Source organism: Neptuniibacter marinus (assembly GCF_001597725.1).
In the GTDB taxonomy this organism is placed as follows: Bacteria; Pseudomonadota; Gammaproteobacteria; order Pseudomonadales; family Balneatricaceae; genus Neptuniibacter; species Neptuniibacter marinus.
In genome coordinates this window covers 1-24,048 of record NZ_LUTR01000015.1, presented here as the reverse complement: position 1 = coordinate 24,048, position 24,048 = coordinate 1, and the positions used below count along the sequence as shown (strand labels likewise).

Sequence of the window (24,048 nt, the reverse complement as noted above, 5' to 3'; positions counted from 1 at the left end):
TACTTTCTTCATTAAAGGCCGCATTAGCGGCCTTTTTTCGTTTCTGGCACGTGTGTTGCTATCTATATAACTAGAGAAAAATAAATTCATAGAAACAAACGCGGTTTTGCCGCCAAATTCTGGAAGTGATAGATGGATAAGGTTCTTTATTTAGCAATGAGTGGGGCGCGAGAAAATATGCTTGCGCAGCAGTCTTATGCCAATAACCTTGCTAACGCCAACACAACAGGTTTTAAGTCGGATCTTGCTCAAGCCCGCGCTATGCAAGTGTTTGGGGAGGGTTATGCGTCACGTGTTTATGCCCAAACTGAGCGTCCAGCTACAGATATGTCGAGTGGCTCGCTGATTGATACCGGTCGGAAGTTGGATGTGGCAATTGCGGGTGATGGTTGGTTGACTGTACTCAAACCTGATGGCACGGAAGGGTACACTCGTGCCGGTTCTCTGCAGATGAATGCCGCTAATCAGCTGGTCACGGGCAGCGGTTTGCCGGTGATGGGAAATGGCGGAATACCTATCGCTTTGCCGCCTTTTGAAAATATTGATATTGCAACAAACGGCATTATTACCATTCGTCCCGTCGGCGATAATGGGGTTGAGTTATTAGTGGCAGATCAGTTGAAACTGGTGAACCCAGACCCTAAAACCTTATTTAAAGGGACGGATGGCTTAATGACTACTGGGGCTCAAGCTCCGTTAGAAGCTGATCTGGATGTCAGGCTTAGGGCAGGATATTTAGAAACGAGTAACGTTAATGCTGTAAGTGAGTTGACGGGGATTATTACATCTTCCCGTCAGTTTGAAATGCAGATAAAAATGATGAAAACAGCTGAAGAAAATTCCGAAGCTGCCACATCCATTTTGAAGCTCTCATAGAACCAACCGAGGATAGATAGATGCACGGTGCACTGAATGTAGCTAAAACAGGTATGACCGCTCAGGACACAAACCTGAAGGTGATATCTAACAACCTAGCAAACGTTTCAACGGTTGGCTTTAAACGAGATCAGGTTGTATTTGAAGATTTAATGTATCAGGTTCGCCGCCAGCCGGGTGCGCAAACAGCAGAAGAGGCGCAGCTCCCTTCAGGGTTACAAATTGGTTCAGGTGTTCGAACGGTTGGTACGCAAAAACTGTTTAGTACCGGTGACCTAGAGGTAACGGATGAGGCCTTTGATGTGGCCATTAATGGCCGAGGCTTCCTGCAAGTTACTTTGCCTAATGGGGATTTGGCTTATACCCGTAATGGCCAGATACACCTTAACTCTGATAGTGAATTGGTTTCAGCGGAAGGTTATCAACTAGAACCTGCGATTACATTGCCAGAAGAGGTAACTAACTTTTCGATCAGTACCGATGGCATTGTTTCAGTTACCGTTGCTGGAGATTCTGAACCAACAGAAATTGGACAGTTACAGTTAGCTGATTTTGTTAATCCCCAAGGGCTCCTTTCTTTAGGACAAAACCTTTACCAAGAATCTGCTTCAAGTGGTGGGCCCTTAGTAAGTAACCCAGGTGAAAATGGGACGGGGCAGTTAATACAGGGCACCTTAGAAGGTTCTAACGTGAATTCAGTACAAGAGCTGGTGGATATGATAACTACACAGCGAGCCTATGAGATGAACTCTAAAGTAATCTCTACAGCGGATGAGATGCTCTCCTACGTGAGTCAGCAGCTTTAATTGAATAATAGAAGGCGGTCTTGAAATGAACAAAGTACTCCTTGCGCTTGTTGCTATCAGTGTATTGCTAACCGGTTGTGTGCAAAAGCAGGTGCAGCCTAATAATCCCGAATATGCACCGGTTAGACCACAAGGGTTGATGGATGCTAAGCCTGTTAATGGCTCTATTTATAGTGCGGCGACGAGTATTAATTTGTATGGAGATGGGCGTGCTCACCGAGTAGGTGATATTTTAACTATCGCTTTGCAAGAGAGTACGAGTTCCCAGAAAAGCGCTACGACTGAGATTGATAAAAGCGGTACCACGTCGTTAGAGCAAGCCACTGCCTTTGGTTCACCAGTTACAGCACTGGGTAAGCCCGTTAGTTTTACGTTGCCTTCAACTACCACAGCGTTTGAGGGCGAAGGTACCTCTGATATGAGTAATAATTTAACCGGTAATATCACCGTAACTGTACATGATGTGCTACCTAACGGTGTTTTGATTGTTAAAGGTGAGAAGTGGCTGAACCTTAACCAGGGTGATGAATATATTCGAATCAGCGGTATGGTTCGCCCGCAAGATATAGGGTCGGATAATACGGTTGAATCAACAAAATTAGCGGATGCGCGCATTGCTTATAGTGGAACGGGGGCTGTCAATGATTCCAATGTTATGGGGTGGATGTCTCGTTTCTTTATCGGCGCGTTAATGCCTTTCTAAGGGGATAGAATAATGAGAATTGCATTACTTCTAATAGCTAGTTTATTGCTTAGCATTACCGCTGAAGCTAGTCGTCTAAAAGATATGGTTAGTATCTCAGGTGTACGCTCGAACCAATTAGTTGGCTATGGTTTAGTTGTCGGCTTAGATGGTACTGGTGATAAAACATCCTTTACCTCACAGACGTTCCGCAACATGCTAAATAACTTTGGTGTGGCGATTCCTACTTCGGTCGATCCTAAGTCGAAAAATATTGCTGCGGTAGCTATTCATGCAGATCTACCTGCTTTTTCTAAGCCCGGTCAAAAGATTGATATAACTGTTTCGGCTTTAGGTGATGCTAAAAGCTTACGTGGCGGTAGTTTGTTAATGTCGCCGCTAAAAGGGGCAGATGGTCAGGTTTATGCAGTAGCACAAGGTAATTTAGTTGTGTCTGGGTTTGGTGTTCAAGGTGCTGACGGGTCTAGGTTGTCTTTAAATGTACCTAGTGTTGGACGTATCCCTAATGGAGCAACCGTTGAGCGCGCAGTGCCGACAGCTTTTGCTCAGGGTGATAGTTTGATTCTTAACCTTCATCGTTCTGATTTTACAACCTCTCGACGAGTGGCTGAGCAGATCAATCATTTATTGGGTGAGGGGATGGCTGCATCAATGGATGCAACCTCTATCCGTGTGCGAGCACCTAGGGATCCATCGCAACGCGTATCGTTTTTATCGGTACTTGAAAACTTAAATGTAGAACCGGCCATGGATGCGGCCAAAGTGGTTATTAACTCACGTACAGGTACCATTATTATTGGCCAAAATGTACGGGTTTCGCCAGTTGCCATCACCCATGGTGGGCTAACAGTGGCTATTGCTGAAGACCTTAATGTAGATCAGCCTAACCCATTAGGTAACGGCGCTACTGTAGTGACACCACGTACTGGTATTGAGGTGGATGAAGGTTCAGGCCATATGTTTGAGTTTTCTCCAGGTACAAATTTGCAAGATATTGTGGATGCAGTGAACCGCGTAGGTGCTGCGCCAGGTGATTTGATGGCCATTTTAGAAGCCCTCAAGCAGGCGGGCGCACTTAAAGCAGAATTGGTGGTTATCTGATGATTAAAACCGGCGACAGTGGTCATGCTCAGTTGTATTCGGATCTGGCTGAGTTGCAAAAGCTAAAAGCTAAAGCCCGATCTAATAGTGATGAGGGATTACGTTTAGCCGCTCAGCAGTTTGAGCAGCTGTTCGTCAATATGCTTCTTAAATCTATGCGTGATGCCAATGCAGCTTTTGGTGAAGATAACTTCATGAATAGCAGTCAGACCAAACTTTATCAGAGCATGTACGATAATCAGATTGCTATGGAGATGTCAGGCAATAAAGGGATTGGTCTTACTGACGTTTTAGTTAGGCAGCTTGGTGGGCAAAGCGATAGCGACTCACGTAATGTCGATTTAGAGGCTTTAGACATAAATAGCCGTAGATTGAATCAAGCATTTGATCAAGCGGCGTCTATTGCTGCGTCGGCACTGTTAGCTAAAGCCGAAGGTAAAGAGAACCCTCCAGGCGTTACATTAACAGATGATCAGATTAGTACTGTCAAAGAGGTGTTCAAAAAACAACTGGATGCTGTTTCTAGTAAAACTGAAGAAGACCTTCCTGACCGCTTTGAATCACCAGAAGAGTTTGTAGAAAAGCTTCTGCCATTGGCTGAAAAAGTAGCTGATGAGCTAGGTGTTGACCCGCGTGTTCTTCTTGCCCAATCAGCTTTAGAAACAGGCTGGGGGAAGTTTATGGTGCGTCAATCAGATGGTAGCAATAGCAATAACTTATTTAATATCAAAGCGGATCAGCGTTGGGATGGGGCAAGTGCTCAAGTATCGACCTTAGAATACCGTGATGGTTTAGCACAGCGTGAAAATGCATCGTTCCGTAGCTATGACAGCTACGAAGATAGTTTTAGAGATTATGTCAGCTTTTTAAAAGGAAGCTCTCGTTACCAAATGGCAATAGAGAGTGCTGGCAATCCTTATGATTATGTCCGGAAATTACAGGAAGCAGGGTATGCAACTGATCCTGAATATGCCGAAAAGATTAAAAATATTTTTGAGGGTGATCTGCTTGCAAGTCGAAGCGGTTTTCCTAAAGAGACTTAGTTAATAGCCGATAAGCTATTACTTAGCTCTCCTTAACCGTTACTTCGTTAAGTAGCATTGCACTTCAAAAGGAGTCACATATGTCTTTTGGTTTACTTACACTAGGAACGCAGAGCCTGCAGGCTAACCAGACAGCGCTTGCGGTTACCGGCCAGAATATCAGTAATGTAAATACTGAGGGTTACACACGTCAGCGTCCTGTGTTTGAAGCACGAGAAGGCCAAGGTGGCGTTACTATAGATAATATTGATCGAGTGGCGGATGATTTCTTAAATCGTCAAATTTGGGCTGATAGCTCGACCTATAGTAGTTACGATGTTTTTGAAGATTTTGCCAATGAACTTGATAACCTTCTGGCCTCAGATGTAACAAGCATATCTACGGCGATGGATGACTATTTTGGGGCGATGCAAACGGCAGTTGATGATCCTGTAAGTTTGCCGAATCGTGAGCTGTTTATTGCGCAGGCTGAATCCTTGGTCCAACGGTTTAATGATTTAGATGCCAATATTCGTCGCCAAAATGAAACGATTAACGGTCAATTAGAGAGTAGTGTTGCTGCTATCAACACGATTGCACAAAACATAGCCCAACTTAATGATGAGATACGTATAGCTAATGCCTCTGGCAATGTATCGAGTGAGCTGCTTGATCAGCGAGATATGAAGCTAGAAGAACTATCTGAATATATAGGTTTTACTATTATTGAAGATAGTAATACTCAGGAAGTTAGTGTTTTTGTTGGTAATGGTGAGCCCTTAGTTGTTGGGCAATCAGCTAACACATTAACAACCATGACCAGCCCAGCCGATAGCAGCCAGCTAAATCTAGGTATTCAAATAGGTAATAATGTCGGTGATATCACCAGTCAAGTATCTGGGGGTAAGGTCGGTGGCATGCTTGATTATCGTGATACGACCTTAAATGAAACTTTAGATGAGTTAGGCCGCATAGCACTGGTTTTTGCTGACACGATGAACGAGCAGCATCAGAAGGGGATGGACCTTGACGGAAATGCCGGTGGACTGATGTTCACCGATATCAACAATTCCACAGCGGCTTCCAACCGTGTTTTAGCTGAGCGAGATAATCTAACTTCTTCAACAGGTATGGTGATTATCAATGATGTCACTCAGGTTGAAGCGACAGAGTATGAGTTAATCTTTAACAGTGATAGTACCTTTACACTGATCCGTGGCAATGATGAGGTTCGTTGGGGTCAAAACGAATTTAATGCCAGTGGTACGCCGCCAGCGAATGCGTCAGAAGTTGATGAAGATGGTGAGTATTATTTAGATGCAGCTACGGGTGACCTTACATTACGGATAGACGGTTTTACCTTAACACTCGATGGAACAACTTCATTTGCACAAGGTGATAAATTTTTAATTCAGCCAACCCGCAATGCAGCTGCTGAGATTGATACTGTTATTAATAATGCAAGTCAGCTGGCGTTAGGCTCACCATTATCGACCTCTGAAGATGTGGCTAATACTGGTACAGGGGTTGTTAACGTTACGATCACTGATGAAGACTACGCGGCTCAGGCGGCGGTAGTGGGGCAGTTAACGCCACCGCTTAATCTTAGTTTTCTCTCACCTTTGGAAGCAAACGGTGACGTGGCTAACGTGGGCACGGCATCAAATGTTCAAATTGCTGATTATGATCTCACATCAAGCATCACTTATCCGCTGACAATTACGGCGGTAGGTGGTTCTTTTAATATTACAGATTCTGGATCGCCTGCAATCACAGCGACAGGTGTCGGTAATATAGGTGATACTGAATTAGACCTTACGGCCACCTTTGGTCTTACACTTGATATTGCATCGGTTGCTAATGGTGATGTATTTACGATCGATCACGATGATTCAGGAGAGGTCGGCTACTACCAATTAACGGATGAAGGCGGCGATCGCCAGGTTGGTGCATTTAATCCAGGTGAGGCGATAGAGCTTCAGGGGTTTGACATTACGATTAGTAATCAACCTAACTTAAATGACGTGTTTACTATACAGCCCAATACGGATGGAGTCTCAGATAACAGTAATGCTTTACTTCTGTCTGATCTGCAGTTTGTTAAAAATATCGAAGGTGCCTCCTACCAGGATAAATACGGTCAAACGGTTGAGCGTGTCGGAACAGAAGCGGCGGTTGCACAAATAAATGCACAAGCAGGTAAAGCGGTACTTGATTCGAATATAGCGCAACGTTCAAGCATATCGGGTGTTAACTTAGATGAAGAGGCGGCTAAGCTGGTTCAGTTTCAGCAAGCTTATCAAGCCTCAGCTCAATTAATCCAAGTTGCGCAAACTATATTTGATACCTTGCTGCAGAGTGTATAGGGAGATAAGCCATGAGAATTTCTACACAGCAAATTTTTCTGAGTAATATTGATAATCTTAATAAAGGCAGCGCAGATTTATTCAAAACACAGCAGCAGCTTTCGACTGGTAAGCGAATATTGCAACCATCGGATGATCCTTTAGCATCGGCTCAGATTCAAAAGTTCAAAAAAGAGATCGCTAGAACAGAGCAGTTTTCAGCGAATATCGAAGTCGCTGACCGACGTTTGAGTCTAGAAGAAACCACCATCGATCAGATCAATAACCTATCCATTCGCCTAAGAGAATTAACGCTCCAAGGTAAAAATGGAGTGCTAAGTGATGGTGATCGTATCTCTATCGCTTCTGAAGTTGGGGAGATCGTTAAGTCCTTATCCAGCCTGATGAACACTAAAGATGTTCAAGGTGAATATCTGTTTGCGGGTAATAAAGGTTTTACCCAGCCCTATACCTATAACGAAAGTAATGGTCGTTATGAATTTAATGGCGATGACGGCCAGCGTTACCTACAGGTGGGCCCTGAGAATAAGGTCGCCTCAACTGATTCAGGTTTTGAAATATTTGAAAAAGTAGCGATGGTGCCAGGTTACATAGAAGCCGATCTGACACAAACGGTTTCTATGGTTTCGAATATAGATATTGATGGAGGTGATGCGGAAGCCTTTGGTAGTTATATGGGCGCCAATGGTCCATTAACGATGACAGTGGATGCGGCTGGTTTACTAACAGTAACGGATAAAAATGGCCAGTTTGTTACTGCAGAAGATCCGGCTGTTAGCCTAAATGGTTATGATCTATCCACTAACCCTAATGCGCCAACCTTGACTATTGCTGGTGTTGAACTAGATGTTAGTGGAGCTAACGAAGGGACTGCGACCTTAGATGTGTTCGATCAACATAATATTCTTAATACAGCGATGGATTTGAAAGAGCAGCTAGACACTGCAGATTTTACAACGGAAAGCGGAAAAGAGTTATTTAATACCAAGATGGATCAAATCTTAACGAACTTGTCCGGTATTGAGGAGCTAAATATTGCTGCACGTACCAGTATCGGTGGTCGCATCAATGCCTTAGAGCAGCAGCTTTTAGTTAATGAAGATTATATTCTCTTCACTGAGGAAGCGCGCTCCTCATTCGAAGATATGGATTATAACGAAGCCATTAGTATTTTCACATTGCAGGAAACTGCACTTGAAGCGTCCTACGCTAGCTTTGCGGCCATTAAAGATCTAAGTCTATTTAATTATCTATAAGCCTGTTTTTTAAAATACTTAAAGCCGACATGAAAGTGTCGGCTTTTTTGTTTCTATTGTGCACCGCAATGTTATTTGAAGGATATTGTTACACTCAAGCGGTCAGTCTCGTATTTATAGCTCTTCTCTCTCCCTTGTTAAGCCTTATAACTTAGGTGTTTTAAAACGCGTGCTACTTTTTGTCATTAATAATGGTAGCTTTTGTTATTGGCGAAATTCAGTCTATCGACCATCCTTAAGTATATCTGAACAACAGAGCTGCCGATTTAGATTGTACTTTGCAGCGATTGCTCAAGTGATAAATACCACTTAGCGCTATAAAAATAATATTGAGGATACAGGTCATGCCAGAATATAAAGCGCCACTGCGTGATATGAATTTCGTACTTAACGAAGTTCTTGATGCTGAGAGACATTACCAAAGCTTACCGGGTTGTGATGAAGCAACACCCGATATGGTGGCAGCAATTATGGAAGAGGGTGCCAAATTTTCTGAGCGCGTTCTGTCACCATTGAATCAAGTAGGAGATCAACAAGGCTGTACTTGGAATGATGGTGTAGTGACAACACCCGATGGTTTTAAAGAAGCGTACCAGCAGTTTGTTGAGGGTGGTTGGCCATCCCTTGCCCATGAAACAGAGTGGGGTGGTCAGGGGTTACCTGAGTCTCTAGGTATTGTACTTAATGAGATGGTAGGTACGGCCAATTGGTCATGGAGTATGTATCCAGGTTTAAGCCATGGTGCGATGAATACGTTAGATGCTCATGGTACTGATGAGCAGAAAGAGACTTACCTGACTAAACTGATCTCTGGTGAATGGACAGGGACTATGTGCCTGACAGAACCTCATTGTGGTACTGACTTAGGTATGCTGAGAACCAAAGCAGAACCTCAAGCTGATGGCAGCTATAAAGTGTCGGGTACGAAAATATTTATTTCTGCTGGTGAGCATGATATGGCGGAAAATATTATCCATATCGTATTAGCTCGTCTTCCTGATGCCCCTGCTGGCACAAAAGGTATTTCGCTTTTTATTGTTCCTAAGCACTTACCTGATGCTTTGAATGAGAGTAACGGGGTTAGCTGTGGTTCTTTAGAACACAAAATGGGTATTCATGGTAATTCAACCTGCGTTATGAATTTTGATGGGGCGACCGGTTACTTGATTGGTCCTGCCAATAAAGGTTTGAACTGTATGTTTACCTTTATGAATACCGCACGTTTAGGTACTGCATTGCAAGGATTAGCTCATGCCGAATGGGGGTTTCAAAACTCATTAGCCTACGCTAAAGATCGCTTACAGATGCGAGCATTAAATGGCCCAGCCTACCCTGATAAAGCGGCCGACCCTATTATCGTTCATCCTGAAGTACGCAAAATGCTACTGACACAAAAAGCGTTTGCTGAAGCGGGCCGTGCGATGATCTATTACTGCGCTCAGCTGGTGGACAAAGTGAAGTTATGTGAGGGTGACGAGAAAAAAGACGCAGATGCCCTATTGGCTTTCTTAACACCTATAGCAAAAGCGTTTTTAACCGAAGTCGGTTTTGAATCAGCTAACCATGGTTTACAAATCTTTGGTGGGCATGGCTATATCGCAGAGTGGGGCATGGAGCAAAATGTACGTGATAGTCGTATCTCTATGCTTTATGAGGGAACAACCCAGATACAAGCTTTAGATTTATTGGGACGTAAAGTTCTAATGACCCAAGGTGAAGCTTTAAAAGGCTTTACTAAGATCATGCATAAATTCTGTCAGGCGGAAGCTGATAACCCAGAAATGCATGGGTTCACAAAGCCTCTTGTTGATTTGAATAAAGAGTGGGGTGATTTGACCATGCAAGTAGGTATGAAAGCGATGCAGAACCGCGATGAAGTTGGTGCAGCTTCCGTTGATTATCTCATGTATTCAGGTTACGTGGTGTTAGGTTATTTCTGGGCTCGGATGGCGAAAGTTGCTCAGGAAAAAATAGCTCAAGGTGAAGGTGATATTGCTTTCTATCAAGCTAAACTGACTACAGCCCAATTCTATTTTCAGCGTATTCTGCCGCGTACTCGCTCTTTGGTCGTTACTATGCAATCCGGTGCGGATAATCTGATGTCTATGGAACAAGAGCATTTTGCATTTTAATCATGCTTTTGAAGGTAGACAGATGAAAAAGGTATTAAATAATCCAGTAGGCCGCACCTTATTGCGTGGCCTATTGAAGTTAAATGCGACGCGTTACAAGCTAAAAAATGCAAACAGTCATAATAAAAATGAGGTCTCGAACATGGCAGATTTAAAAGCAATTTTCTCTCAAATGGAACAACGTTTTGATTCATCTGCTGCGGCAGGAACTGATGCTGTTTTTCAATATGATATTAGTGATGGCGGTGAATGGTTTGTTACAGTTCAAGATGGGAGCTGTGCGGTTGCTGAAGGTAGTAGCGACGAACCTACTGTGACTTTACGTATGGATAGTACTACGCTAGAAGAGGTCATGTCTGGAGAAGTCGATGGAATGCAAGCGTTTATGACCGGTCGTATTCAGGCCGATGGCGATATTATGCTAGCAACCAAATTAGCGGCGTTATTTCCGGTTGCATGAATTCAGTAATCTAAGGGATATGTAAGCAGTAGCTTGCAGTTCCTTTAGCGTGTTACAACATACTAGAACCGAAAAGGTTCTCGATAAAAATAATTATACGAGGAGCCTGCAATGGTGCAGCAGTTACCTGCAGCGGATCAAATACCAGCGGATATTAATCATTACGGATTTAAAACAATCCCCGATGTCCTAGCGTATACATGTGAAAAGTTTGGTCCTAAACCTGCGTACACAAGCTTTGGCCGTACACTCGATTATAATGAGTTAGATCGCTTGTCTGCTTCGTTTGCTGTTTATTTACAGAAAGAGACCAATTTACAGCCCGGCGACCGTGTTGCGATCCAGCTTCCCAATCTTATCCAATATCCTGTTGTACTTATGGGAGCATTAAGGGCGGGGTTAGTGATTGTAAACACCAACCCTCTTTATACAGCTAAAGAGATGGAGCATCAGTTTTGTGATTCTGGCGCAAAAGCGTTGATTATTCACAAAAGTATGGCGCATAAGGCAGAAGAGATACTGCCGAATACCCAGATAGAAAACCTATTTGTGACCCAAGTGGGTGATCTCCATGGGTTTGTTAAGCGTAATATACTTAATGCCGCTGTTAAATATCTGAAAAAGATGGAACCCAATTTCTACCTGCCGGATGCGCTCCCTTTACGAGAAGTACTGTTAAAATATTTAGGTGAAACGCCTGAGCATGTTGAAGTCGTTCCGGGTGACACGGCTGTATTGCAATATACGGGCGGCACTACAGGCGTATCAAAAGGTGCTGTTCTCACGCACGCCAATCTAATTTCTAATATGTTGCAGGCTGAAAATCGACTCACAGTACCCGGCGTTGATTGGACAGAAACAGTCATATCTCCGCTGCCGCTTTATCATATTTATGCCTTTACCGTTGCTCAGGTTGTATCGTTGCTGGGTGGTCACAGTGTTTTAATTCCCAATCCACGTGATATCTCCGGTTTTATCAAAGAGCTGCATAAATGGAAGATGAGCACTTTTGTCGGTTTAAATACGCTCTTTATCGCATTGTGCAGTGATGAAAAGTTCTTAGATGTGGATTTTAGTAACCTTAAATTTACCGCATCGGGTGGTATGGCGCTAAACCAATCAACAGCAGTGTTGTGGAAGGAAAAAACCGGTTGCGATATTACCGAAGGCTATGGTTTAACCGAAACCTCACCGGCGGTCTGTTTTAATCCACCGCTGGCGAACCGCATAGGCACCATTGGCTTATCGATGCTTCATACAGATATCCGCGTAATTGGTACTGATGGCGAAGACGTACCTATTGGTGAGGCGGGTGAACTCTGTGTTAAAGGTCCGCAAGTGATGAGAGGTTACTGGCAGCGTCCTAAAGAGACAGCATGTTCATTCACCGACGATGGCTACTTTATTACCGGTGATATCGCCACTTTAGATGAAGATGGCTACTATCGAATCGTTGATCGCGCTAAAGATATGATTATCGTCTCTGGGTTTAATGTTTATCCTAATGAAGTTGAAGATGTCATTACACAACATCCCGATGTGATTGAGTGTGCAGCTATTGGTGTGCCTGATATTAAAGCGGGAGAAACCGTTAAAGTCTTTGTTGTGAGTAGTAATCCCGATTTGAACCGCGAAGATATTCGTAATTGGTGTAAAGGTAAACTTACGCGTTATAAAGTGCCTAAACAGGTTGAGTTTGCAGATGACCTACCTAAATCGAATGTAGGTAAAGTTTTACGTCGAATGCTTAAATCGCCACAACCTGATGCCAACTGAGTAAGGAACGAGTTAATGCCACTATCTAAACCTTCTCATCGAACGGCTCAACATACCCGTACAGTGGTTTGCACGGGTTATCTACGTGACGATCAATTATGGGATATAGAAGCACGTATGACGGATGTTAAAACCCATGATGTAGATAATGCTGAACGGGGTGGCTATGTGGCAGGAGGAGAAGCGTTTCACGATATCAGCATACGGGTGACCCTTGATAAAGGCTTACATATACATCATGTCGAAGCGGTCATTGATAAATCACCTTTTCGCATGTGTAGCCAGATTACCTCTGCGTTCAAAAAGCTGGAAGGCTCCCGTATTGGGCCTGGGTGGCAAAAACAGGCCAGAGCATTGCTAGGCGGTGTTGCGGGTTGTACCCATTTGAATGACCTATTACCGGTTGTGGCAACGACAGCAATACAAGCGATATGGCCAAGTTCAGGTAAAGAGGGGGATGAAGGGGTGCTGAAAGAGGGCGCAAAATTTATGCTCAATAGTTGCCATGTGTGGGGCCAAAGTAGCGAAATGATTAAAACTTATCTGCCCGAACATTATATTGATAAATAATGGCTGTAGCTCTTATAAAACATCAGATCTAATTGAGAACTTCTATGAATGAATTTGTCCTAGCAGAGCAGAATAAGGATGTTCTGGAGATTATTCTAAACAGAACAGCAAAAAAGAACGCATTGACCCTTTCTATGTATGAGCAGCTAACTCAACTGTTAGATTCGGCATCTGAAAATTCAGAGATCAATGTTGTGCTTATTCGTGCTGAGGGAACTAGTTTCTGTGCGGGTAATGATATTCAAGATTTCATATCTGTCGGTGATGGGGCTGATGCAATTAAGATTATTATTGGCTTTTTACACCAATTAGCTGAGTGTAAAAAACCAATTATTGCCGCCGTTCAAGGTAATGCCGTAGGTATAGGTTCTACCATGTTGCTACATTGCGATCTTGTGGTGGCTGCCGATGATTTAAACTGTCAAATGCCCTTTGTTAAATTAGGCCTTATTCCAGAAGGGGGTTCCACTTTACTGTTTCCGCAAATGGTCAGCCATCGGCAGGCGTTTGAAATGATGGTTGAAGGTGTGCCTTTTGATGCTGAAAAAGCCCAAGAGATTGGTTTAATCAACCAGATTGTAACTTGCGATATTTTACTCAAATGCGCCCGTGCTCGTGCTGAACGATTAGCACGGCTGCCTTCGCAATCGGTCCAAACATCTAAAATGTTAATGAAAAAAGCTTACCTTCAGCAGTTACACCAAGTAATGGATGAAGAGGGTACGCTTTTTTACGAACGCATGTCTTCAACTGAAGCTCAGCAAGCGTTTATGCAGTTTTTACAGAATAAGCCTGCCAGCTAAGAGGCTTTGAGTAGGTTTAATGTATATTAGTGTTTACTAATCTAATTATTTCTATATACTTTGCAGCATTAGATAGATTGTATGCAAAGAGGCATTAAGTATGAAAGCACTTATTTTGGCTGCAGCAGCTATAGCTGCAACCCCTTCGGTTCAGGCTGAAGAGTTCACCGTAAATATCCCTGAGCTTCAGGCTGAAGCTAAACAGGTTATTATGCAGTTAGCTTCCACCTTAATGGGCGAGTTAAAAAAGGCGAAAGAAGAAGGCGGTGCACCGGCGGCTATTGCCGTTTGTAATACAAAGGCAATGCCTCTAACTCACGAAATATCTCAATCTTCAGGTTGGGATATAGGCCGTACAAGTTTGAAATTACGTAATCCTGAGAATGCGCCTGATGAGTGGGAAAAACAGGTACTAGAACAATTTGCTAAACAAACTCAGCAAGGTGCTAATTTAAAAACCTTAGGTTTTTCACAAGTCGTTGTGGATGAAGATGGTCGCAAGGTCTTTCGTATGATGAAAGCGATTCCAGTAGCGGACCAGTGTTTGGGCTGCCATGGCAGTAACATCAAGCCAGCCTTGCAGGAAAGCCTACAAGCACTATACCCAGAAGATAAAGCAACCGGCTTCTCCGTGGGCGATCTACGTGGTGCATTCACGCTGAAAAAATATTTATAAATCTTATAGTCATTAAAAGCATAAAGTCTAGGCGCATCCGCTAATGCTATTTAGCTGCTTAAATAAAAAAAACAGCAGACTTTTAGTCTACGGGTTTTTATGCTTTTAGCAGAGTATTTCTATAAGGGAGGATAAAAGCATACGCTAAGCGAGCCAGCTAATGGATTATGTTTGGGTGAAATAACCACAATGAGTGCAACGTAGCCCATGTTGATAAAAAAAGAGCGGAAAGCCAAATAGGATGAAAACAACAAATGCGGGCCGTTTGCCTTTTGTATATGGCTCTAGCACTCCTCCGCACTTTGAGCACTTAGGTTCTTCGTCGCAATCGACTTCGGATTCTACACATGATGAATAATCAGTATTCAATATAGCCTGTGCCGCTTCCAAATTTCTCTTATATACCTGCACCCTAACGCCACCTAGCGCATTAGAATACAACCACTGCATATTTATCGTATGAGCATCTGCAACAAAGGCTGTAATCCCCTTTGCTTCTAAACTAGAGCGAGCTAATTCCGCTTCATGTGGAAACGAGTACCTTGCTGCTGTGACTAAGATGTTTTTATTCATCGTGTCTTAAACATAACGTTTGTCTGTACGGTGCTGGTGGTTGATAAATAGCTATCTAAACGACGAGTTAAACATCCTCTATAGTGGCCGATTTTATTTACTATTATCTACTTGTGGAACATCATTTACGCTGATGCTTTGGTTTTCGGTTATTTCTTTTGCCCAGTTGTGATCAGACGTATTGGATTCTAACCCCGTTTGGTCAGCCCCTACTGTAGGCGAGAGCGTTAATTTAGTTAGTAAAGCAAAATGATCAGAACCGATTGGCGGTAAACGCTTAATGGAGTTTAGGGTAAAGTGTTGGCTATGAAATAGATGATCTAAAGGCCAACGTAGAAAAGGAAAGTCCGCATGAAACGTGTTTAGCATACCGCGACCAACTCGCGGATCTAACAGACCGCTTATTTTACGAAAGAGGCGCGTTGTCGCAGACCAAGCCACGTCATTAAGATCCCCTGTTACGATGATAGGTTGATTACTTTTAGCAACACTTTTGGCCACAATGATTAATTCAGCATCCCGTTCTGCTGATTGTGGATTTTCGGTAGGGCTAGGAGGGGCAGGATGCATAAAGTGCATGCGGACTTTATCACCTGAGTCTAAAGTTAAGGTGGTGTGTATGGACGGAACCTCTTTCTCGACCAAGTAAGCTATTTCTTGGTTACTTAAGGGCAACCGTGAGAACACATGCATGCCGTAAAGGTTATCCAGTGGACATTTTATGCTGTGTGGCATATCTACTTCCACCACCTTGAGTTGATCTTCCCACCACTGATCAGACTCGAGTGTTACAAGAACATCGGGTTTATGTATCTGTACTAACTGGATTAGCTTATCTACCTTTCGGTTAGGCGTTAGAACATTAGCCGTCATAATACTTATTTGCTTATCAGGGCTACTCTCCTTAGTCTCTTTTACTTCATGGGGCCATAAACGTGTATAAGGTAATATCCACCATAACTGCCAGGCCAAGCAAAGCGCAGTGATTGAGATTACAACCCACGTAAATTGGGATTGTTTATTAAGGAAAACAAAATTAGCTATCAATAAAACCGCTATAAAAATAGCAAATTGTAGGCGAGGAAAATCCATTCCCCTGATGGCCCAGTGGGGATGACGTGAAAAGGGAAGTAACGTCACTATACAGGCCAAGGTTGTAAAAAAAGTGAGTATAGCTGTCATCTGTTAGGCCTGCTCTGTCTTAATCTATATCTGAATGTCACATCGATTTATCTTCGCGTGCGGCTTTTTTAATAGCGATTAAATCCTCTTCTATATCAAGTACATTACATGCCCGCTTCAGGGCTAAACGTCGGTGATATTGGGCCGCTTTTTTTATTTCCTTGTTGTTAAGGGACTCAAGAGAGGTCAACGCTTTTTGTAAACGAATACATACTTCTATTACACCCGCACCATCGCGTGCTATAGCCGTAAAAGCATCATCGAACATATCCTGCAAGGCAACCTCAGGAACGGCTACACGGTCATATTTAGGTTTGCTTTCTGTTTGCTCGGGTTGATCAATGAGCGAAATTAAACGTACCAGCGAACCCGTTACCTTTATCGCTGTTCCGGGATCGTTGACGGCAGGAGATAAAGCCCGTGCGGCAATTTCTGATAACGTGACTAAGCCAAAGCGAGGATCATCTTCAAACGTACGGTCGTGGCCAATGTGGAATGATTTAATAAGGCCCGTATAATCTACGTTGGACAACGCAGATGATGACATATGCACCGACGCTAAAGGTTTGTCGGCTGTAGTGAGTGTTCCGGGTAATGCTGATACTACGACATGCGCATCAACACCTTGCGCCCAACCCTGAAGGGCCGCCATATCAATATGCTGCACATAACCAATCGTTGGTGAGAAAACATCGATCCCTTTGCTGGTAATATCTGATACTGATATGCCACCCAGCCTAGGTTTATCTCGTCTTCTAATAAAAGCGTTTTCCGTTGCCCTTTCAACTTTTTCAATGGTTGATCCCACCCGTCCCAGCCGCGCGATATTATCGACCCAGCGGACAAAAGTCAGAATCACTACTGCAAAGACAATGGTGGTAAGTACAAAAAGGCTGAATAAGCCGGCTTGATTATAGAAAGCGTTTTTTACCGCAGTTAGAGCAACCACACTAAAAATAAATGCCCCAACAAAGGTTGAAAGAGCATTCTGGGATACGTCATCAGCAACCACTAAAGAGAAAGCGCGAGGGGTGGCAGAGCTACTGGCAGCGGCGTATGCCGATACCATTGAACCCACCGAAAAGGTAGCGATTACCAACATGCTGGATGCGAGCAGTGAAAGTAAAGTTTCAACTGAATCTTGAGCAATAGAAGGCATTTGATTTGCCACAGCGGAGCCATCTATAAACTTCGCTGCAAAGACCGCTGCAATGGATAAAAAGCAGACCGCCAATGGGCGCACCCATAGCCTTTCACTAAAACGGTTGAATAGAAATCGGAGACGGTCTAACGAAATTAAAGAATTCATATATTGCCCTATGTTCAACGCATCAAATAATGGCAGTCCGATTGATTCTCTTAGTATACGCTACCATGAAAAACGCTCGACTTTTATTCTTTGATCTACAGAATGGGTAAGCCTGACAAATACCTTGTCTAGGTAGCGGATCGTCCAGTGTTGAAATAGAGTTATTTTTTAAACTATCTGCGATGCAGGCTTTATGTGAAGAGTAGGGGACTCGTTTTTGCTGCTTCTTATCAGCTTACAGATATGAATTTACTACAGTTTAACGGAGGCTGCTCATAAGGTTCTGACCTCCTACAAAAGACAGGCCTCACTTGCTGTTATGTATTGCAACAAGTGAAACCTAGCCCATTGATATAGTTTAAAACTGATAACCTAACGTAACGACAGCAGAACGAGTTTTTTGCTCATACTCATAGGTGAATGCACCGCTCCCTAATTGTTCATCATCATAATGAACAAACAAAAGCTCACCTTGAATAAATAGGTTGTTTTGGATCAGCCTTTTATAACCTAGGCTATAGCCAATACCTTCAACAGTGATGTTATCTTCAGTCCATACTGAACTTGGCCCCGTGACGTTGGTTCTCGCTTTGTGATAACCAACTTTTGCGAAGACAGCCGATCCATCATCAATTACATAGGTTGGTTGGACATAGATTGAGGAGTGGTGTTGCAACTCTGCATTAATATCTTCACTTCTGTAAATTTGAGTACTTGCATCAGTATCATTCAGGTCGTACGTTGCACCTACACCAATTAGCCAATCTTTATTAATTGGCCAATGATAAGCGACGTTTACTTGTACAACCGCATCATCTTTATCCCAATTCAAACGATCCGAATTACTATCTGTGTAGACCATATCGGCGTTAACATATCCCAAACCTAAACCGGCTTCGAAGCCTTCAAAATTACTAGAGTCTGCATATGCAGAGGTTGAAGCTAACGCTAATATGAGTGCTAATTGTTTTTTCATTAATAACCCTTTTGCTCTTTTAACCAAGACGATATGGTAGCTTTTTGAAGTGAATAAAATTGTTAACTAATTAATTTATAGGGGTTATATCATACATTAAGTAGGGTTTTTGTTGGCTGGTTTTGAAGGTTCTTTTTATAAATTTTCATCAATATTTTTCGTTTCTCTCGTTGCTGCCTCTATAAGTGGGTTTCTGGTCATTGCGATAGATGGTTTATAGGAAGAATTTAAACTATTCATCAGGAGTTTTTCTGTGTTCGAGGAGGAAAGCTCTTTAAGAGATGATTTCTGGAAAAAAGGTCAGATTGAGCCAGCATTGTGGCTAATGACTTAACTTAAGATAACGAAGCCCAAAGCAATACCATAGATCGCTAAAATAAGGGCGCTCTCAAACCCGATTTTACCAATGCCATAAGTCTGCCGTCGCACCATGCCTAAGAGTAAAGTCGCTGTCATTAAAATACTCACCAAAGCCCAGGTGACTTGGACAGGAGCCATATCATGATAGATAGAACCTTGGGTATAACCTACATCAGCAGCGGCAACCACCAACATATTAAAGCAGTTAGTGCCAAAAATATTACTGACTGCAAGGGTTAAAGCACCAATACGAATGGCAACAATCGTGGTGACTAGCTCGGGTGTAGAAGTGGCAAGCGCGGTGAAAAATCCACCCATAAGTGTTTCAGAAATTCCCGTTTGATCGGCTATCTGTTTTGCTGATTCCATTAAAACCCAACCCGCTATCCCCGTTAACGCAGCCATGCAGGTAAACGTTATCCACACGGAGGTTAAATTACTGCTATGGCGCGTATCAGGTTGGTCTGCAACCGTTTGACATGTTTGTCGAGGGAACCACATAGGTTTTGTTTTCGTATGCAGAACTAAGTGCAACCCGGATATATAAGCGATAATAATTACGGGTGTAATGGGGTGAATATTAAAAAAAGTAATAGAGGGGCTAAAAACGGCCAGTAAAGGCAAGGTTAATAAAACAATGAGCAAGCCAGCGAGCATCAGATTAACGGCAGAGGCTGCCGCATGTTCCAAATTAGCTTTACGATAAACAATATCTGCCACAGCCAGAAAGACAAGATTAGCGGCCATACTCCCCATGACATTACTCATGGCCAAATTGGGGCGAGCATCAATGGCCGCCGTGAGTGTTGCTGCAAAGTCAGGTAATGAGGTAACTCCCGCTAAGAGTAAAACCCCAAATAATGCTTCGCCCAAGCCTGTTTGGTCAGCTAATGAATCTGACAGTTTTGCCAACTTGCTACCGGCAATGATAATCACCAATGCGGCAACAGCAAAAGCAATCATGCTGGACGTTAAAGAAGTAAACATACAAACCTTACAAGCAGTGAGAAACGAGAAACACTCGCTACTCAAGCGTGCTATTAATAGATCTTAACGTTAAGTAACTACCAAAAACCCACCGTTATTTTCCCTTTTGAAGGGTGTGTTAGGCGAAAACAAACCATCCCATTGAATCAGCATACTTTAATAGCATAGCACTACACATAAGAACGACAATGATTCTTAAATAGGCGGGCTTAATTTTGAACAAACAATGGGCGCCAAGCCATGCACCTATGAATTGCCCTAGCATCATCGATAGTCCAACAACCCAAACAATATGACCGGCCACTAAAAATACAATTAAAGACGCGATATTGGTCGCAAAGTTTAAGGGTTTAGCGATGGCTGTAGATGTTATTAGGTCATGTCCTCGACATAGAATACCCGACAGGGCGAAAAAAGAGCCCGTACCCGGACCAAACATACCGTCATAAAAACCAATAAAAGGGACAACTATATTTTTATACTTTGTGTTGGTTAAGTTAGCGACACCCTGAGTTTTAATGAGTTTTGGCGATATAAGAAAGTAGATAGCGATAAATAAAAGAACAATAGGAATAACAAAGGCTAATACATCTGTATTTATAAATTGCACAGCGATGGTTCCCAGTGCTGCGCCTAGAAACGCTGTTAACATTAGATACTTCACGTTGTTCCAGCGTATTCTTTTATTTTTAAGCATCATATAAGACGCTGTAGCCGTCCCCATACAACCTTGTAATTTGTTGGTCCCCAGTGCAGCCAAAGGGGGAACGCCACTCAAAATTAAGGCAGGTATTGATATTAACCCGCCGCCACCTGCCAATGTATCAAGGAGTCCGGCGACAACCGACACTAAAAATAAAAGTGTCAGTAGTTCGATAGAGTAGTTCGTAAATTCCAATGGGATACGCCTTTTTCCTTACACCGCTGGTGTAATTTGTTCGCTGATGTTGCACGAGTAATAGTACTTAGAAGAAATAGTAGTTAATGACTTGTTATCGACTGCGTATACCAACCGTCCATTAAGCTGTTGCAGTAGTCTAATGATATAACAACTGCATCCACCTGTTTTGGGTTGGACGATACATCTAATCCAAGCAATGACTCTGTCTGTGGGAGAGCCCCCAGTTAAAGCAATAAATAAGGAAATGCTCGATAGAACCAAACCCCTAACGCTAAACAGCATGTTGTCTACGAGGCCGTAGAAAATATATTCGGGCCCTATTTATTTTATGTATTGCAAAAAGCCAGACCGATCCTGTTGGTTTTTGATCTTTAGGCTTTTTTTGATGACCTTAATAACCAAGGGCTCTTAGAGCCGACAATACATTTTGTTTTACACTGTTTTCTACTTTAAGACGAAGTAGCTGTGTTTCTTCTTTGGTATATTGATCAAAGCTGTCTTTCCATTTGATCTCAACCTCACCTGTTTCACAGGGGAATCCCCATTCCCACCCTAATTCTTGTCCACTATTAGTAGAGAATACAGTCATGGTAAATAGTGAATAAACACAGCTCTGTGCATTGCCAAGAAACGAACGTTCGTAGAAGCCATAACCAGGCTCATGAAATGGTTTGTTATCGTACCTTGTTGGTTTGACAAGAATAAGTGTATCGGCGCCTTGGTTTTTTGCGGATTCTATTAGCTCTTTATAGTCATAACCATTAAGAAAGCTCCATGTTTTTTTCAAACGTTCCTTAAGGTTTGGATCGTGTTGCAGAACTACAGCAGTACGTAAATCTGATTGATTAAGCCGTGAAATAATTAACTCTTCAGTAAATCCATCAATGTTCCATTCAGGGACTGTTTCTTCATACACAACATTACTGAAAATAGTCGTTCCAATGTGGATACCATTAAAGTTGGTACCTAAAAGGGATACAACCGCGATATTATTACTCGAATCAAGTTCGTTTTTGGTTAATCCACCTCTCATTCCTGAGCAAGCGGTCAAAAGTAATGTGGCTAATAGAATTGAGATTGCCTTTTTGTAATTCATTGTCCTTCCATAGAATTATTTATTCGTAAAAGGTTTAACGCCCGGCTCACGTGCCGGTTTGGAGCCGCGAAGCGGCGGAAAACCAGTCGCCGTGCAGCCGATTGTTAGGCGCTATCTTCTCGTCCTGGTAGCACGTGACCATTCTAGGGATTTTCTTCTTCGGGCGGTGGCGGGTCCACATCAAAGTAAACATACTTTGGCTTGCGTCTCAAACCTTCAGCTGGGTAAGTTTTGACCAAACGTCGATTATCCTCGTCATACGTAATGCCATCGACCAGACACGCTTCCGCTACTTGCGGGTTATAGGAGTACAGCCACGCATATTTTTTTTTCGTCCACGATAGTACCACCTTCTGTAATGCCTTACTGTCGTAAAAATAGTCCTGATCCGTGACAGTAATTCCCATAACGTTCAAGCAGAAGCCAATAATCCTAGCCCCCTTAAAGTTTGGGAAGCGCGCCATATCTGCTATCTCATTGTAAATAAGGCGACGCACTTTGAACTTCACTACCTTGCCAGCAGCTCCATTTAAGCTTCTGAAGTTAAACAGCTCACCCCAGACGGAATTATGCTGGATCCACCAACATTGGCTAGCAGGAGACCGAACTGCGGATGCGGAGAATATGATCTCGAAGATTATGGAAGCCAGGTGATCATAGAAGGACTCCCTACCACGCTCCTCCCGAACTCTTAGCTGGAGGCCCTCAGGAACTCCCCTCTTTTCGAGAATCTCGATAGCGTCCTTGATGAACTCAACGATAACTCGAAGCCTCGCTTGTACATCGTCATCCCAGCCACTGTTCGCGATCCCATCAATTTTGTAGAGATCGAATGCAGCGTGCTCAATATAGCCCTTTGCGCGGTACAGCACGAAGGAGTGCCTCCAAAAGTCCTTTTCTACATAATCGCGGAGGGTCATCAGAACTACCCGGCAGTAAGCTTTCCATTGCGCAGCATCCCACTTTCTTTTATCCCATATGTCTGGGTCTAAAAGTGTTCCGATTACTTCAACCATCTTGTAATTTGAGAACATGGCTTGGCTCAGGGGCTTGTGATAGCCGATCAAGCCGGATTCGTACCCTTCGGCTTCATTGAATAGGAAGGAATCCTTATTTGCGAGGGCCTCGTTCACGATATTCTTGGAGAAAATCTCTACTGGGATGCCGTACTTCTGTGTCTCGCCAATCTCGTAGAACACAGCTAACGCAGTACCGGGGGACGATTCGACAATTGATCGACAGAATCTCTTATCGGCAATCAGAAGCAATATATCATTAGCACAGGCAGTCACCTTCGACGGGGCCTTATCTTCCTTTTCCTGCCTACGGTAGTTTTTAAACTCACCCCTATCCGTGGCGTGGCGAATCAACGACTTCGCCGAGCGTGCTACTTCATCTGCAATCACAGATAGCTCTGACGGAGAACCTTTTAGAATAATCTGATAGAGGGTTTGGCCATACCGCTGGGCATTCCTCTTACCAAAGACAGGAGGACGAATGAAAGCGAACCATGCCCATGTTAGAAACGTCAGAAGAAAAATACCTCCGAGGAAAGCTTGCCACCCTGCTGGTGTCAAGAGATTCCCTCGTGGAACCAGCCATTGCTCTGCACGCCACAGATCCGTCAGTAGGGTCAAAACTCCCACAGCTGCTACCACAGAGAATGTTACCCCTTGGAGCGGTAGTGGTGTCGTTCTAACCCTAAAGCGGTAGCGCACATCGGCTATTGTCCATGCCAGTACCATGAGCGCTAGTCCAGCTAGAAATTCGGAGAAACCAAAGAATTTCGGAGCATTCGCATCAAGCGGAACAAAACACACGAATCCATAACAATAATTGCTCGACACATCTTCCCCTATTTAATACCTATTTCCCTGATTGTATTGAATCGACGTAGAAACCCCTGAAAGTAAGCCACACTTCTAGCGCCTAACGCCGCCATAAGCGATGAGCAATAGTTGGCTAAAATGTGTAGCGAAGCGGAACCGAGCCAACTGTTACGAATCCGACTTAATGGCCTTGTGTACGCCCAGCATGGGTATGAACTAATGAGGTGAAAGTCCTCTGTAGGAAGGTCACCATCCATAGCGATTTATATCGTTTATTAGATGATAACT

General features: G+C 43.3%; 21 protein-coding genes. 13 read left to right on the top strand and 8 right to left on the bottom strand.

Translation table 11 applies throughout. The annotated features are described in order from the left end of the window. The first annotated feature begins 132 nt into the window (after positions 1–132). The 13 genes from flgF to A3774_RS10845 all read left to right on the top strand — a co-directional run bounded on the left by flgF (position 133) and on the right by A3774_RS10845 (position 14,547). Complete coding sequence (gene flgF / locus A3774_RS10905; RefSeq protein ID WP_067867134.1) at positions 133–876, top strand: flagellar basal-body rod protein FlgF; 744 nt, start codon at positions 133–135, stop codon at positions 874–876. A 20-nt stretch (positions 877–896) separates the two neighbouring features. Then, on the top strand, positions 897–1,682 hold the full coding sequence (gene flgG / locus A3774_RS10900; RefSeq protein ID WP_067867132.1) for a flagellar basal-body rod protein FlgG: 786 nt from the start codon (positions 897–899) through the stop codon (positions 1,680–1,682). A gap of 25 nt (positions 1,683–1,707) precedes the next feature. Further along, the gene (gene flgH / locus A3774_RS16640; RefSeq protein ID WP_067867130.1) at positions 1,708–2,385 is read left to right on the top strand and encodes a flagellar basal body L-ring protein FlgH; all 678 of its coding nucleotides are present in this window, start codon (positions 1,708–1,710) and stop codon (positions 2,383–2,385) included. Positions 2,386–2,397: 12 nt separating this feature from the next. Further along, positions 2,398–3,486 (top strand): flagellar basal body P-ring protein FlgI, encoded by a 1,089-nt coding sequence (locus A3774_RS16635; protein ID WP_067867128.1) that lies wholly within the window; start codon positions 2,398–2,400, stop codon positions 3,484–3,486. Continuing rightward, positions 3,486–4,529 (top strand): flagellar assembly peptidoglycan hydrolase FlgJ, encoded by a 1,044-nt coding sequence (gene flgJ / locus A3774_RS10885; protein ID WP_067867126.1) that lies wholly within the window; start codon positions 3,486–3,488, stop codon positions 4,527–4,529. Before A3774_RS16635 ends, flgJ begins: the two co-directional genes overlap by 1 nt. 80 nt (positions 4,530–4,609) lie before the next feature. Continuing rightward, positions 4,610–6,874, top strand: coding sequence for a flagellar hook-associated protein FlgK (gene flgK / locus A3774_RS10880; RefSeq protein WP_067867124.1), 2,265 nt, complete (start codon positions 4,610–4,612; stop codon positions 6,872–6,874). An 11-nt stretch (positions 6,875–6,885) separates the two neighbouring features. Further along, entirely contained in the window at positions 6,886–8,130 is a 1,245-nt protein-coding gene (flgL, locus tag A3774_RS10875; protein ID WP_067867122.1) for a flagellar hook-associated protein FlgL, read from the top strand. A 344-nt stretch (positions 8,131–8,474) separates the two neighbouring features. Beyond that, positions 8,475–10,262, top strand: a complete 1,788-nt coding sequence (locus A3774_RS10870) for an acyl-CoA dehydrogenase C-terminal domain-containing protein (RefSeq protein ID WP_067867119.1) — start codon at positions 8,475–8,477, stop codon at positions 10,260–10,262. Positions 10,263–10,284: 22 nt separating this feature from the next. After that, the gene (locus A3774_RS10865; protein ID WP_331709319.1) at positions 10,285–10,722 is read left to right on the top strand and encodes an SCP2 sterol-binding domain-containing protein; all 438 of its coding nucleotides are present in this window, start codon (positions 10,285–10,287) and stop codon (positions 10,720–10,722) included. Positions 10,723–10,833: 111 nt separating this feature from the next. Continuing rightward, positions 10,834–12,498, top strand: a complete 1,665-nt coding sequence (locus A3774_RS10860) for an AMP-binding protein (RefSeq protein WP_067867117.1) — start codon at positions 10,834–10,836, stop codon at positions 12,496–12,498. Positions 12,499–12,513: 15 nt separating this feature from the next. Then, entirely contained in the window at positions 12,514–13,068 is a 555-nt protein-coding gene (locus tag A3774_RS10855; RefSeq protein ID WP_067867115.1) for a DUF2889 domain-containing protein, read from the top strand. A gap of 44 nt (positions 13,069–13,112) precedes the next feature. Continuing rightward, positions 13,113–13,871: an enoyl-CoA hydratase/isomerase family protein gene (locus A3774_RS10850; protein ID WP_067867113.1), complete on the top strand. Its 759-nt coding sequence runs from the start codon at positions 13,113–13,115 to the stop codon at positions 13,869–13,871. Positions 13,872–13,971: 100 nt separating this feature from the next. Beyond that, positions 13,972–14,547, top strand: a complete 576-nt coding sequence (locus tag A3774_RS10845) for a Tll0287-like domain-containing protein (RefSeq protein WP_082792419.1) — start codon at positions 13,972–13,974, stop codon at positions 14,545–14,547. Between the two features lie 165 nt (positions 14,548–14,712). Here the strand turns inward: A3774_RS10845 and A3774_RS10840 are convergent, their stop codons facing one another. The 8 genes from A3774_RS10840 to A3774_RS16820 form a co-directional block, all read right to left on the bottom strand. After that, positions 14,713–15,120, bottom strand: a complete 408-nt coding sequence (locus A3774_RS10840; RefSeq protein WP_067867110.1) for a putative signal transducing protein — start codon at positions 15,118–15,120, stop codon at positions 14,713–14,715. Between the two features lie 93 nt (positions 15,121–15,213). Beyond that, positions 15,214–16,302 carry an endonuclease/exonuclease/phosphatase family protein gene (locus A3774_RS10835; RefSeq protein WP_067867109.1) on the bottom strand — a complete coding sequence of 363 codons (1,089 nt, stop codon included), beginning with the start codon at positions 16,300–16,302 and terminating at the stop codon, positions 15,214–15,216. A gap of 37 nt (positions 16,303–16,339) precedes the next feature. Continuing rightward, positions 16,340–17,611 carry a DUF2254 domain-containing protein gene (locus A3774_RS10830; RefSeq protein ID WP_067867106.1) on the bottom strand — a complete coding sequence of 424 codons (1,272 nt, stop codon included), beginning with the start codon at positions 17,609–17,611 and terminating at the stop codon, positions 16,340–16,342. 358 nt (positions 17,612–17,969) lie between these two features. Further along, complete coding sequence (locus A3774_RS10825; RefSeq protein WP_067867104.1) at positions 17,970–18,587, bottom strand: outer membrane beta-barrel protein; 618 nt, start codon at positions 18,585–18,587, stop codon at positions 17,970–17,972. A gap of 330 nt (positions 18,588–18,917) precedes the next feature. Then, a complete protein-coding gene (locus A3774_RS10820; RefSeq protein WP_067867102.1) occupies positions 18,918–19,934 on the bottom strand; it encodes a sodium:calcium antiporter in 1,017 nt (338 codons plus the stop codon). A 118-nt stretch (positions 19,935–20,052) separates the two neighbouring features. Next, a complete protein-coding gene (locus tag A3774_RS10815) occupies positions 20,053–20,832 on the bottom strand; it encodes a TSUP family transporter (RefSeq protein WP_067867100.1) in 780 nt (259 codons plus the stop codon). 394 nt (positions 20,833–21,226) lie between these two features. After that, positions 21,227–21,931, bottom strand: coding sequence for a hypothetical protein (locus A3774_RS10810; RefSeq protein WP_067867098.1), 705 nt, complete (start codon positions 21,929–21,931; stop codon positions 21,227–21,229). A 143-nt stretch (positions 21,932–22,074) separates the two neighbouring features. Further along, on the bottom strand, positions 22,075–23,778 hold the full coding sequence (locus A3774_RS16820; RefSeq protein ID WP_075107958.1) for a hypothetical protein: 1,704 nt from the start codon (positions 23,776–23,778) through the stop codon (positions 22,075–22,077). Between the last annotated feature and the right edge of the window lie 270 nt (positions 23,779–24,048).

Coding starts and splice junctions, on each gene's coding strand:
- A3774_RS10850 (WP_067867113.1), top strand. CDS start 13,113: ATGAATGAATTTGTCCTAGCAGAGCAGAATAAGGATGTTCTGGAGATT.
- flgH (WP_067867130.1), top strand. CDS start 1,708: ATGAACAAAGTACTCCTTGCGCTTGTTGCTATCAGTGTATTGCTAACC.
- A3774_RS10870 (WP_067867119.1), top strand. CDS start 8,475: ATGCCAGAATATAAAGCGCCACTGCGTGATATGAATTTCGTACTTAAC.
- A3774_RS10840 (WP_067867110.1), bottom strand. CDS start 15,120: ATGAATAAAAACATCTTAGTCACAGCAGCAAGGTACTCGTTTCCACAT.
- flgK (WP_067867124.1), top strand. CDS start 4,610: ATGTCTTTTGGTTTACTTACACTAGGAACGCAGAGCCTGCAGGCTAAC.
- A3774_RS10830 (WP_067867106.1), bottom strand. CDS start 17,611: ATGAATTCTTTAATTTCGTTAGACCGTCTCCGATTTCTATTCAACCGT.
- flgL (WP_067867122.1), top strand. CDS start 6,886: ATGAGAATTTCTACACAGCAAATTTTTCTGAGTAATATTGATAATCTT.
- A3774_RS10855 (WP_067867115.1), top strand. CDS start 12,514: ATGCCACTATCTAAACCTTCTCATCGAACGGCTCAACATACCCGTACA.
- flgG (WP_067867132.1), top strand. CDS start 897: ATGCACGGTGCACTGAATGTAGCTAAAACAGGTATGACCGCTCAGGAC.
- A3774_RS10860 (WP_067867117.1), top strand. CDS start 10,834: ATGGTGCAGCAGTTACCTGCAGCGGATCAAATACCAGCGGATATTAAT.
- flgJ (WP_067867126.1), top strand. CDS start 3,486: ATGATTAAAACCGGCGACAGTGGTCATGCTCAGTTGTATTCGGATCTG.
- A3774_RS10845 (WP_082792419.1), top strand. CDS start 13,972: ATGAAAGCACTTATTTTGGCTGCAGCAGCTATAGCTGCAACCCCTTCG.
- A3774_RS10865 (WP_331709319.1), top strand. CDS start 10,285: ATGAAAAAGGTATTAAATAATCCAGTAGGCCGCACCTTATTGCGTGGC.
- A3774_RS10820 (WP_067867102.1), bottom strand. CDS start 19,934: ATGTTTACTTCTTTAACGTCCAGCATGATTGCTTTTGCTGTTGCCGCA.
- A3774_RS10835 (WP_067867109.1), bottom strand. CDS start 16,302: ATGACAGCTATACTCACTTTTTTTACAACCTTGGCCTGTATAGTGACG.
- flgF (WP_067867134.1), top strand. CDS start 133: ATGGATAAGGTTCTTTATTTAGCAATGAGTGGGGCGCGAGAAAATATG.
- A3774_RS16635 (WP_067867128.1), top strand. CDS start 2,398: ATGAGAATTGCATTACTTCTAATAGCTAGTTTATTGCTTAGCATTACC.
- A3774_RS10825 (WP_067867104.1), bottom strand. CDS start 18,587: ATGAAAAAACAATTAGCACTCATATTAGCGTTAGCTTCAACCTCTGCA.
- A3774_RS10810 (WP_067867098.1), bottom strand. CDS start 21,931: ATGAATTACAAAAAGGCAATCTCAATTCTATTAGCCACATTACTTTTG.